The following is an 11,961-nucleotide window of genomic DNA, read 5'->3' as shown; positions in this document are numbered from 1 at the left end:
GCGAACTGGTGGGTGGCGGTCACCTCATCGATCCCGCGAGTCCCATCGTCCTGTCCTTCATCGACGAGCTGCTCGCCTCCTCAACCACAGCACCTCCGCGCTCATCGGACGCGCAGTGATCGGTTGCCCGGTAGCACGGTCATACCGCCGCGTGCTGGCGCGTGCTCCAGTTCTGCCTGACCAGAGGCGCGATCTTCGGCGGACAGGCGGGGTCTACTTCCCAGCACTTCTCCCACCCTCCGGTGGAACCCGTCTCTGTCTCTTACCTGCTGGGATGGCCGGGCGGCGACGATAGCGCGAACCGCCGGTTCCCGCCGCGTCTATCCGCCGTCTGCAGGACGCCGTCGGGCCGCACATTCATGCAACGACCCCAAGCATTCGTCTCACGACGGTCTGCGCTCACCAAGAGAGATTCGTGACTGCAGCCGGAACCAGTTCCCGTCTCGATGCGTCTAGTTCACCGAGATCGCGCAACTCGCGGAGCCGCGGTACCGCTGCGAGTACACCTGACGCCTGGAGATGACCTATGCCGATGTTGCAGCAGAGCGCCCAGCGCATCTCAGTGCTCGCTGCCGTGGTCGTGACGGCAGTTATCGCTGGCACGGTCCACCTTGCGAGCACGAACCACGGTGGCGGCGATTCTCCCCAGTGCGGAGCGATCCGCCTGCGGGCAGGCACCGATGGCATCGCCGCCGCGCAGGACCGCGCGGTCACCGAACTGATCGTGAAGTTCCGTGCCGGCTCGCCCGCCGGCGCGTCTACGACCAGCCGTGAGTGCGTATTGGACGTGGCGGGTGGGCCGCTCGGGCTCAGCTTCGACGAGCAGCGCACGCTCGGGACCGGTGCGACGTTGTGGGCCGCCGACCGATCGCTTGACGCCGCCGAGGTCCGGCAACTGATCGATCGGCTCGAGCGGCACGCCGACGTTGAGTACGCCGCGCCCAACGAGACCGCATACCCGGCGACCGGCGGCTAGCGTCGGCGACACAGGTTGTGCCGGCCCGCCCAACGCTCGGATCTGCCGCAACGAGGTTCATTCGGGTCCGCTCAGCGAAACTTCGCCAGTCTTGCGCGCGACCGCGTCGCTTGCGGACGCCAGCAGAACCCGCGCAGTCGGGGAGAGACGGTTTGATCGACTGTGCAGGCGTCCTGACCGAGGCCGATGCGGTCGATACAGCACTCGTGACGAGCGGACCTTTGAACACTTCGCCCGCCGCCCACCGGGGGGTACAGATCTCGGAGCGCAACGGAGACGACGAGAGGATCGATGAGCGACGCAGACCCACCTCTGCTGCGTGGCGCCGGCTGGCATCCTGCTCGCCGGGATGTGAGCGCTTCGGGCCTGATTCATTCCGCCGGCAGCCGGACGCACCGAGTAGCCGGTCGCTGAGAGACAGGCCGCCAAAGCCGCTTCCCTAGGGGCTGTTGAAGCACCCGCGTCATACCGGACCGAGCTCGACCTCACCTACTTCACGCCAGTCGTCATGCCGGTAGTGCGGGTGCGCTATGGACATGGGTCGACACCGCAAGTGAGTCTGGCTGATCTACCGCAGTCTCGGCGAGGGGAGCGGCTATGGCGCAGCTGCACGAGATCCGTCTGGCGCTGGTGATGAACGGCGGAGTCAGCCTCGCGGTGTGGATGGGCGGCGTCTCCCATGAGCTCGACCTCATCCGGCGAGCCACCACTGAAGGGACACCATCGCCGTCCGGTGGCGACGCTCCCGTTGCCGAGCGGTGGCGCACGCTGATGCAGGGACCCGGCGTCGCCGACCGGCGGCGCCTGGTGATTGACGTGATCGCGGGGACCAGCGCAGGCGGCCTCAACGGCACGCTGCTGGCGAACGCGATCGCGCACGACGCGACGCTCGATCCGCTGCCGACAGGCGATGACCAGGACAGTGAACCCGCCCGGGGACCGTGGCTGCGCGAACAGTGGTGCAGCCTCGGCTCCCTTCGCTACGGACGCCTGATCCCTGACCCCGCCGAGAACCGCCCGCCCACCGGGTCCTTGCTCGACGGCGACTTCTTCTACGACCAGGCACATCGGCTCCTCACCGAGCTGACCGGCGGATCGGAGCCCTCGGCCAAGCACCCGGTCACCCTGTTCGTCACAGCCTCCGGACTCGGCAACCAGGACTTCACCGCTCACGACGCCGCCCAACAGTCCTTCACCGTCACCGACCACCGATTCCTGTACCGGTTCACCAACGACCACGTGCGCGGCTACGACCCCGCGACGCTGACGTTCACCCCGCCGTCACAACCCGGCGGCGACTTCGACGACGTCGACCGACTGGCCCTCGCCGCCCGCTCGTCCGCCTCGTTCCCGGTCGCATTCGCGCCCAGGCGCGAGGAGGGCCTCAACGACCCCGCGGTGAGGCAGCGTCCGCGCCGCGGCACCGCGACGCCGTCCTGGCTGATGGACGGCGGCGTACTCGACAACGCGCCGTTCGGGCCCGTCCTGGAGACCGTCGCAGCCGCGCCGGTGAGCGGCCACGCCAGCCGCTACGTCCTCTACGTCGTGCCCTCGTCCGGCATCGGCAAGGGCGCCACCGCCGTCGACCGGGCCGACGACCAGGCGCCCTCGTGGATGCAGACCGCGATGTCCGTCGTCCAGTTCCCACGGGAGGTCGACTTCCGCAGTGACGTCGAGGAACTCGAAGCGCTCCGCATCGAGGCCGACACCGCATGGTCGGACACCCAGCAGGCCTTCGACGCAGCCTGCCGCGATCCCGGCGAGCAGGCCCGACTCCTCGACGCCGCGGGGAACCTGCAGCCCATCTACACCCGCGGGAGGGCCGCGGGCGGTGTCTGGGAGGCGCTCACCGTCGCCCGGGCCGGGCAGATCACCGCACTCGACGACACCGCCGCCGCCCCGGCGAGGGACGTCGCGGAGATCCTCGGTACGTCGCCTCGCTGGACACCTCCGATCGGCGCTCCGGTCGAGCTGTTCGTCCCCGGCCCGGGCACTGGCATCGACCCGCGGTGGCCCTGGGGCATGGGCCCCGCCGAACGCGTCGTCCGGACGATGCTGCGTGCGGTGCGGGCGCAGACCGCCAAGGCGTTCCGCGCGGGCACATCCGGTACTGAGGTCCTCGACGAGCTCGAGGCCCGGCTGGCGACGCTCACCGAGGTCCGGCGCAACCTCCGCGCGATACGCCGCGCGGTCGGCGTCGAGGTCGCTCGCCTGGGAGAGCCGTCCGAAGCCCTCGGCGACGCTCCCGCGCGCCCGGCCCTCATCGTCCCCACCAGCACGCCGGCCGTCGTCGCGAACGCCATCAACGGAGTGTTCGACGACCTTCGGGTGCAGGAGGCACTCGGGCAGCAGATCCAGCACGTCGTCGAGTCGACTCCTGACGGCGAGAACCTGGCCCGCATCGCCCTGGCGATCGAAGTCGTGGGGCGGTGCACGTCGTCGCGGATGCCCGACCAGCGCAGCGCCCCCTTCAAGTTCGTCCGCCTCGGACCCGACGTACCGCTCCCGCTTCTCTCGCCCACCGACCAGGAACGCGCGACACGACTCGGGGACCGCATCATCTACGGGACCCAGGTCGGCCACTTCGGATCCTTCGGCGCCGAGTCCTGGCGACGCTGGGACTGGCTGATGGGTCGACTCCACGCCGTCGCGCACCTCGGCCGCCTCCTCCACGACACCCGCACCGACGACGGCCGCAGGGACGCCGACGCCTGGGTCGCCGACACCCAGCGCGCCGTCCTCGAAGCCGAGGGCATCAGCGAGGAACAGCTGACCGCGACACTCCAGGAACTCGAGGAGACATTCCCCACCGGTCCGGCGATCAACGGCCTGCGCGAGATGCTGAAGGCGATGAACGACGCCGACCAGGCTCAACCGGCGGCCTCGACCATGCAGCTGGCCGATCGCCTCGTCCACTCCTCCGGCGGACTGCCTGCGGGCCTGGGACGCTGGGTCAAGGCCGCAGCCGCCAGAACCGCACCAGCTCCGGACGGCGATCCCGTGCCGGCTCGCACCGGAGCTGTCGATCGCTTCGTCCGCTGGCTGGCCGAACCCGCCCGCGCCACGATCTGGGCAGCCCTGACCGCCCAGCGGGCCCCGCTCGACAAGAGCACGGGATGGCCAGTCCTCACGTTCAACCCGCTCGTCTGGATCGTCACCGCAGTCATCGGACTCGGGCTGCTCATCGCGGCAGCCTTCTCGAGCCAGGAATGGGCGTGGGTGCTTGCGGCCGGTGGCACGTTCCTCGCCACCGCGGGCATCGCCGGCACAGCGGCCGCCCTGATCCTGCGCCGCAGTCGCCGCGCGGCAGCCACCTGGATCGCGGGAAAGCTCCACCACTGACTGTACGACTGCACCAGCGCTCTTGCCGTGTTGGAGGGGGCGGAGCCGGACGTCGAGGAGGCGACTGGTGCCGAGCAGGGAGGCAGGGTCGAGCCCGGTCCTCGGTGGTGCTCCTCCAAGCCGTCTGTGCCGTCAATCGGTGGGAGTGAGTAGTGCCCTCGATGTCATGCCGACGGTATGACCCAGACCCTTCAGGAAGCGGTCACGCAGGAAGCTCGTTCGACGCAGCGCCCAGATCGTCTCGGCGGTGACCCAGGCAAGGTCCCGTGCCTTGTCGATGTTCCAGGTGCTGATCAGATGGACGACCGGGCCGACCCGGTCGTCCACCCGTCGTCCTACCGCGTCCAGGAAGGACCGCCGGATCGAAGACTCGACCTGGGCCAGGATCCTGTTGACCGTCTCGTAGTCAGCGTGGATGTCGTCGGGCTCGAGCCCACGCGCTCGACAGGTGTCGACCACGGTGATTGGAAGATCGTGCTCGATGTGACTGTTCATTCCTGCGACGGCGTACTGGACGGGCAACCGTCCCCCGGCACGGAGCTCGAAGAGTGCCCTCCACGCCGGAGTGACTCTGCGCCCTGCCACGTCCTCGTCGTACGCCGCCAACCAATGGTTGGCGAACCCGACACCCAGTTCGGCCATCGTCTCCGCGTCCCGGAACATGGTCCGGTCCGGGGCCGGATCGGCGACAACCCCGGCGATCCGCTCGGTGACCGTGAGGTACATCCGGTTGAACACCGCGACCCCATCCTCGGCGGGCAGCGCAGCGTCGATCTCCCGCAGCCGCGCGAGGACGCCTTCGACCGACGTTGGCACACTCATGCCTGGAGTATCGCGTGGCGTCGCTGTCCCACCCCGCTACGAACGCTGATGTACCACTGATGGGGGGACAAGCCCGCCGCCGCATTGGGCGCTGACACCTCAGTCCGGGTGGACCGCGGCCTCTACGAGGAACCGCCAGACGAGCGCGTGCCCGAGCGCGACCAGCAGGACGAGGAGCAACGCCTCGGCCTGCAGGGGCCGGAGGTCGACGACGTCCGCAATCTCCGGGAACATCCCGAGCAGCGCGACGACGGCGTAGATCCCGACCGCCCCGGCCCGTACGACGGTGACGCCGCGATCGGCCTCCTGCCACAGCAATCGAGCCGTCGCCACGCATCCCACCACCGCGACGACCACGAAGCTGATCCGCCACAGCGCCGGGCTCTCCCTGCCTCCGACCTGTGCGAACAGTCCCATCAGGGCTGGCAGCAGGAAGGACAGGTAGACCCCGGCAACGGCATGGCGACGCACGGGATCCGACGCCCACCCGAGATCCCGCTGAACCACTCCCCACCACAGCCCGACCAGCGTGAAGCACGACGCCGAGAACAGCGCGTAGAAAGTGCTGACGTCCATCGCCCCTCCAGCGATCGCGTACCTCCAGTGTCCAGCGGCGCGATTCGGAGCGCTAGCGGAGAACGGTGACAGGGGATGTGGAGCCGACAGGCTTGTCGAGCCCGACGAACCGCGTCCTGTCGCCGCAACGAGGCGCGCTGCCGGCGCACACCCGGAGCACCATCCGCGCGGTCTCGAGCTCCCGGCGCTGGAATCAGCCCTTGACGTAGGAGAACTTCTCGCAGATGAGTCCGTCGCGGAAGCGGATGACGTCGACACCCCTGACATGACCGGGGTCCGAGCCGGCCCATCCGTACTGCCACCGGACGACGGCCCGGTCCCCCGAGACGAAGGACTCCTCCTCCGAGAAGCTCAGGCCGGTCGTGCCCAGTACGTCGGCCCACGCGGCGCCGACTGCGGCACGGCCCTCGTGGCGCTGACCATCCGGAGCCGGGGAGGTGGTCTCGAAGACGATGTCGTCGGTGACCAGGGCGAGCGCCGCGTCGAGGTCTCCGGACCCGAAGGCGGAGTTGAACCGGATCAGCGCCTTGTGGTTGGCGCCCCACGCCCAGTCCCGACCGAAGCGGGCGAGGAGGTCGTGCTGGGAGTCGCCAGTGAGCACCTGGCGGGCGGCGACGGCACCCGCTGCGCGGTACGTCTCCTCGCGGTCGTCGAACCAGTCGGCGACGGCGTGCACGAGATGGGGATCCATCCGCGTGTCGCCACCGGCGGCGACGGCCAGGTCCCAGCCGTGGATCAAGTGGTCGGCTGCGAGCTGCATGGCGTACTCGGAGCTCGGAGTCTCTCCGAAGGAGAGGTGCACGTCTCCGCCGCGGGGCAGGTGCGCCGCGACGGATCCGATGGCGGCGCGAGCCGCCGTCAGCGCCGAGCCGATCGGGTCGGCGCCCAGCACGTCACCCTCGAAGCGGTCGCCGACATCCTCGATGGTGGCGCCTTCCATGAGCGGGACCGTCCACAGGTCCTCGTAGGCCACGTGGTTGGCCAGGTCTCGCACGGTCCACGCCGAGCACGGCGTCGGATCGTTCCATTGGTCGTCCTTCACGGCGTTCAGCCGGTCGGCGAAGAACTCGACTGCCCTGTGGTACGTCGTTCCGACATCCATCTCTCTGCCCTTCAGATGAGGCCGATCTCCAACGCGCGCTCCGCCTGCTCCAGCCACCACGGCAGCGCCGCGCGTTCCCGCTCCCGCACCGCCGGATCGGGATGCTCGACGATGTCGAGCGCCTTGTTCCAACCCAGCCAGGTGATGCCGCCCAGAAGACCCAATCGCAGCGCCGCCTCGTCGTACGCCGGGCCGACGGCCTGCCGGTGCAGGTCGAGGAGTCCGTCCAGCCTCGCCACGATGGTCGCGCTCTCCGGCTGCCCGCCGATCGGGCCGAACAGGTGCGCACAACCTGCCAGCAGCCGACCGAGGTCCAGCTCCGCGGGCCCCGCCGCCGCCAGGCCCCAGTCGATGAGCGTGAGGCACCCCGGCCGGTCGGGCTCGAAGGCCATGTTCACCGTCGCGAGGTCCCCGTGCAGGAGGGTCGCCGGGAGGCTCCGGTACGCCGTCACGAGTGGCGCCGTGTCCTGGGCGAGGGCGAGCACCCGCTCCCCTATGTCACCCGGTGCGACCTCGGGCCAGTACTCCCACCCGCGCAGGGCACAGTCCACGAGGGCGGCTCCGGCGAACGGCTGGATCCGCCCCGGCTCGAAGAGGCTCACCAACGCTCCCAGTGGGGTCAGGCCGTCCGGCGCCGCGCCGAGGAACGTCGCGTGGAGGTCGGCGAGGGCGCCGAACATCCCGGCTGCCTGGTCAGGGGTCACGACGGAGGACCAGCCGAGCACGGCACCACCGAGGTCACGCATCACCAGGACGCCGCGCCCGTCCTCGTCGTACCAACCGTCCAGGATCGGACACACCACGCTCGCCGGCAGCCGGTCGAGCACACCGCTGCGGAAGAGGTCGACCTCGCGGCCGTGGTCGTCGCCGGACAGCCGCATCACCAGGTCCACGGCCGGGTCGAAGCGCTTGACCACCACGCGGGAGCCATCCGCGAGAAGGACGCGCTCGAGCACCGCTCCGGAGCGGCCGTCGTCGCTGACCGGCGCGCGGTCGATGGCCGTCTCCAGGACCGCACGATCCATGCCTCCATCGTGCCCACCCACGCCGGATCGCGCAGCCCCAGATTTCGCGACGCGCGGTCAGCTGCTGGGCTTCTGTCCGAGCGCGAGCATGGCCTCGGCGACCTCGCGGGCGGCCGAGTCGGGGATCGCCGTGGCCGCGCCCTCGAGGACGAGCAGCCGGGCGCCCGGCGTCTCGCGCGCGATCGCCTCGCCGTTGCCGACGGGGAAGAACGGGTCCCGGCGGCCGTGGACGACGAGGGTGGGGACGGCGATCTCGGGCAGCCGCTGGCGCCACCGCGGCTTGCAGTCGAGCCGGGCGAAGACCATGCCCAGCTGGTTGGCCAGCTGGATCGAGGGCGTGGTGGCGGGGGTGCGGTCCCAGATGCGGGCGGCGTTCGCGCGGGCGGCGGCGGGGTCGTCGCCGAGCACCTCCGCGCGAGCGGCGGCGAAGGCGGCGACCGCCTCGCGGTCGGTCCAGTCGGGCATCGGCAGCGCGAAGAGGCGCTTCATCGTCTCCGCGTCGTGGTCGGGCAGGTCGGGATCGCACCTGCCAGGTGCGACCGCTCGGGTGCCGACGAGGGTGAGTGCCGAGAACGAAGCGGGATGGTCGAGTACGGCGACCTGCGCGACCATGCCGCCGACGCCGATCCCCGCGAGGTGGGCGGGCCCGCCGCCGAGGGCGTCGACGAGAGCCGCCGCGTCCGCCGCGAGGTCCCGCAGGGTGTAGCGGGGCGCGTCCGGGTCCGCCGTCGTCGACTCGCCGCTGTCGCGCAGGTCGTAGCGGACGACGCGGCGCCCACCCGCAGCGAGCCGCTCGCAGAGGGCGTCGGGCCAGGAGAGCATCGTCGTCCCGCCGGCGAGCAGGACGAGCGGATCGGCGTCGTCGCCGAACGACTCGATGCCCAGGGTGACCTGGTTGGCGTCGATCGTGGCCATCGGGTCGGTCAGCTCTCCAGGGCGGCGACGGTCGGCGCGGTCTTCGAGTAGCCGGCGGCCTCGACGATCAGGCCGTCGACGACGTGCATGACGTTGACGCCGCGGACCGACTCGTCCGGGCCGGGACCCCACACGTAGCGCCAGCGGATGACCGCCCACTCTCCGCCGACGTGGACGTCCTCGACGTCGAAGTGGCTGGTGGTGTCGTCGATGAGGGCCCGCCACGAGCCGAGCGACGCGTCGTAGCCCTCGTAGAGGGTCCCATTGGGGGCCGGCTGGACGCTCTCCATGACGCAGTCGGGGGCGACGATGGCCTCCAGCAGCGTGACGTCCCGCTCCTGGAACGCCCGGTTGAAGCGGTCGATGACCTCGGTGGTCGTCTGTGTCGTGTCGGCAGTCGGCATCATGTTGCGGTCCTCCTCGATGTTCGTGTCGCCCGGACTGACCGGACGAGCCGGTCGATCTCATCGGTCGGGTCCCGCGCAGGGGGGCTTAGGCCCACCCCGATCCGGGTGTCTGCACCATCGTCGGGACCGCGGCGCCGCCGAAGACTTGGCGGCATGACGATCGAGACGACCGCCGCTCCGGAGAGCCGCAGCGGCCACGGCTCCGACTTCGCCCAGCTGCGCCGGCGCATCGAGGCGGCCGGCCTGCTGCGGCGACGTCCCGGCTACTACGCCGCGCGGTTCGCGGCGGTGGGTGCGGCGCTGGTGCTCAGCTGGGTGGCCGCGTTCCAGGTCGGGTCTGCCGTGGGGGCCGTGGCGGTGGGCGTGCTGATGGCGGCCGTCTCCGGCCAGCTGGCCCTGCTGGCCCACGACGTCGCGCACCGCCAGGTCTTCCGCACCCGCCGGCCGTCGGAGCTCGTGGGCCGCCTGATCGGCAACCTGGGCATCGGGATGAGCTACGGGTGGTGGCAGGACAAGCACACCCGCCACCACGCCAACCCCAACCACGAGGAGCTCGACCCGGACGTCGCGCCCGACCTGCTGGTGTGGTCGCGGGAGCAGGCGGAGGGACGGATCGACGAGGCGCCCGGGCCAGCGCGCTTCGTCGCGGCGTACCAGGGGTTCCTCTTCTTCCCGCTCCTCACGCTGGAGGCGCTGAACCTGCGCGTCTCCAGCGTCCGCGCGCTGCTTCGGCCAGGGCTGCGCGAGCGCCGGCTCGAGGCCGCGCTGCTGGCCGCCCACGCGGTCGCGTACGTCAGCCTGCTGCTGACCGCGCTGCCGATCGGCACCGCGCTCCTGGTGCTGGTGGTGCACCAGGCGCTCTTCGGCGTCTACCTCGGCTGCGCGTTCGCCCCCAACCACAAGGGGATGCCGACCCGCACCGGGCAGCCGGAGCCCGACTTCCTGCGCAAGCAGGTGCTGACTTCCCGCAACGTGCGTGGTGGCCGGTTCACCGACGCGGCGCTGGGCGGGCTGAACTACCAGATCGAGCACCACCTCTTCCCGAGCATGCCGTGCGCCAACCTGCCGCAGGCGCAGCCGATCGTCCGCGACTTCTGCGCCGAGCGCGGGATCGACTACGAGGAGGCCGGTCTGCTCGAGTCGTACGGCGTCGCGCTGCGGCACCTGCACGCCGTGGGCGCGCCGCTGCGCGGTCAGCCCAGCTCGAAGCCCCGGTAGCCCTCGGCGGCGACGGAGTCGCAATAGGCGCGGTAGGCGCCGACGCCGCCGATGTAGGGGAGGAAGACCCGGGGCTTGCCGGGGACGTTGGCGCCCATCAGCCAGCTGTCGGTGTTCGGGTAGAGCGTGTAGCTCGCGACGTCCTGGACGTGCTCGCTCCACTCCTTCTCGGCGACGTCGAGGGGCTCGGCGACCTCCAGCTCCTGCGCGGCAAGGTGGGCGATGAGGTCGGCGGTCCACTCGACGTGCTGCTCGATGGAGACGATCGCGTTGGACAGAGCAGAGGGGCTGCCGGGGCCGCAGATCGTGTACATGTTCGGGAAGCCGGCGACGGTGAGGCCGAGGTAGGTGCGCGGGCCGGCGGCCCAGTGCTCGGAGAGGCGCCGGCCGTCGCGGCCGACCGGGTCGATCGCCAGGAGCGGGCCGGTCTGCGCGTCGTACCCGGTCGCGAGCACGAGCACATCGATCGAGTGCTCGCCCTCGGTGGTCACGACAGAGGACGCGGTGACCCGGGTGATCGGCGTACGGCGCACGTTGACCAGCGAGACGTTGTCGCGGTTGTACGTCGCGTAGTAGCCGGTGTCGAGGCAGGGCCGCTTGGTGCCGTAGGCGTAGCCGCGCGGCATCAGGTCGTCGGCGACCTGCGGGTCGGTGACGATCTCGCCGATCCGCTCGCGGATGAAGTCCGCCGCGGTGTCGTTGGCCTCCTGGTTGCGCACCATGTCGTTGTAGGCCTGGAGGATGCCGGTGAGCGTGCCCTCGTCCCAGCGCTCCCGGTACTTCGCGGTCCGCTCCTCCGCCGACACCTCCAGCGCCGACTGGGTCGGCACCTCGAGCAGGATGCCGTACGACGAGGTCCGGATCTCCTCGGTGACGGCCTCGTGCTCGTCACGGCGACGACGGACCCTCTCGGGGTCGGGGGCGCCGTTGCGGGCCGGGATGCTGAAGTTCGGCGTGCGCTGGAAGACCGTCACGTGCTCGGCGACCTCGGCGATCCGCGGGATCGCCTGGATGCCCGTGGAGCCGGTGCCGATCACGCCGACCCGGCGGCCGGCCAGGTCGACGGGCTCGTGGGGCCAGCTGCCGGTGTGCATCACCTCGCCGGCGAAGTCCTCGATGCCCTCGATCGCCGGCAGCAGCCGCTGCGACAGCAGGCCGACACCGAGCACGAGGTGCCGCGCGAGCAGCAGGTGGCCCTTGTCGGACTCGACCCGCCAGCGCCGCGCCTCCTCGTCGTACGTCGCCGCCGTGACGCGGGTGCCGAAGCTGAAGTGCCGGTTGAGGTCGTGCTTGTCGGCGACGTGCTCGAGGTAGGCGAGGATCTCGGGCTGCGCGGCGTAGCGCTCCGACCACTCCCAGTCGCGGATCAGCTCGGGGTCCCAGGAGTAGGAGTAGTAGATGCTCTCGATGTCGCAGCGGGCGCCGGGGTAGCGGTTCCAGTACCACGTGCCGCCGGGGCCGTCGCCGGCCTCGAAGCCCTGGACGTCGAGGCCCAGGCCGCGCAGCTTGTGGACGGCGTACAGGCCGGAGAATCCGGCGCCGACGACGACGGCGTCGACGGTGGTGGGATCGGACATC

Annotated in this window: 10 protein-coding genes; 3 read left to right on the top strand and 7 right to left on the bottom strand. The window is 70.7% G+C overall.

Features of this window, described 5'->3' with window-relative positions:
- The first annotated feature begins 526 nt into the window (after window positions 1-526).
- Window positions 527-976 (top strand): hypothetical protein, encoded by a 450-nt coding sequence (locus ACFQQI_RS23550; RefSeq protein WP_378569039.1) that lies wholly within the window; start codon window positions 527-529, stop codon window positions 974-976.
- Window positions 977-1,573: 597 nt separating this feature from the next.
- Entirely contained in the window at window positions 1,574-4,318 is a 2,745-nt protein-coding gene (locus tag ACFQQI_RS23545) for a DUF3376 domain-containing protein (RefSeq protein ID WP_378569038.1), read from the top strand.
- A 132-nt stretch (window positions 4,319-4,450) separates the two neighbouring features.
- Here the strand turns inward: ACFQQI_RS23545 and ACFQQI_RS23540 are convergent, their stop codons facing one another.
- The 6 genes from ACFQQI_RS23540 to ACFQQI_RS23515 form a co-directional block, all read right to left on the bottom strand.
- Window positions 4,451-5,134 carry a DUF5995 family protein gene (locus tag ACFQQI_RS23540; RefSeq protein WP_378569037.1) on the bottom strand — a complete coding sequence of 228 codons (684 nt, stop codon included), beginning with the start codon at window positions 5,132-5,134 and terminating at the stop codon, window positions 4,451-4,453.
- A 105-nt stretch (window positions 5,135-5,239) separates the two neighbouring features.
- Window positions 5,240-5,716: a hypothetical protein gene (locus tag ACFQQI_RS23535; RefSeq protein ID WP_378569036.1), complete on the bottom strand. Its 477-nt coding sequence runs from the start codon at window positions 5,714-5,716 to the stop codon at window positions 5,240-5,242.
- A gap of 193 nt (window positions 5,717-5,909) precedes the next feature.
- The gene (locus tag ACFQQI_RS23530; RefSeq protein WP_378569035.1) at window positions 5,910-6,818 is read right to left on the bottom strand and encodes a TIGR03086 family metal-binding protein; all 909 of its coding nucleotides are present in this window, start codon (window positions 6,816-6,818) and stop codon (window positions 5,910-5,912) included.
- 11 nt (window positions 6,819-6,829) lie between these two features.
- Window positions 6,830-7,843 carry a phosphotransferase family protein gene (locus tag ACFQQI_RS23525; RefSeq protein WP_378569034.1) on the bottom strand — a complete coding sequence of 338 codons (1,014 nt, stop codon included), beginning with the start codon at window positions 7,841-7,843 and terminating at the stop codon, window positions 6,830-6,832.
- Between the two features lie 57 nt (window positions 7,844-7,900).
- A complete protein-coding gene (locus tag ACFQQI_RS23520) occupies window positions 7,901-8,758 on the bottom strand; it encodes an alpha/beta fold hydrolase (RefSeq protein ID WP_378569033.1) in 858 nt (285 codons plus the stop codon).
- A gap of 8 nt (window positions 8,759-8,766) precedes the next feature.
- Window positions 8,767-9,165, bottom strand: a complete 399-nt coding sequence (locus tag ACFQQI_RS23515) for a nuclear transport factor 2 family protein (RefSeq protein ID WP_378569032.1) — start codon at window positions 9,163-9,165, stop codon at window positions 8,767-8,769.
- 153 nt (window positions 9,166-9,318) lie between these two features.
- On the opposite strand from ACFQQI_RS23515, the gene ACFQQI_RS23510 reads away from it, so the two are divergent.
- Window positions 9,319-10,383 (top strand): fatty acid desaturase family protein, encoded by a 1,065-nt coding sequence (locus ACFQQI_RS23510; RefSeq protein ID WP_378569031.1) that lies wholly within the window; start codon window positions 9,319-9,321, stop codon window positions 10,381-10,383.
- On the opposite strand, the gene ACFQQI_RS23505 is transcribed toward ACFQQI_RS23510, so the two are convergent.
- Window positions 10,359-11,960, bottom strand: coding sequence for a flavin-containing monooxygenase (locus ACFQQI_RS23505; RefSeq protein WP_378569030.1), 1,602 nt, complete (start codon window positions 11,958-11,960; stop codon window positions 10,359-10,361). The genes ACFQQI_RS23510 and ACFQQI_RS23505 overlap by 25 nt on opposite strands.
- Window position 11,961 lies beyond the last annotated feature (1 nt).

This window comes from Nocardioides sp. GCM10030259 (assembly GCF_042666375.1).
In the GTDB taxonomy this organism is placed as follows: Bacteria; Actinomycetota; Actinomycetes; order Propionibacteriales; family Nocardioidaceae; genus Nocardioides.
Note: the sequence above shows the minus strand (reverse complement) of the source record. Positions and strands in the feature narration are given on the sequence as shown.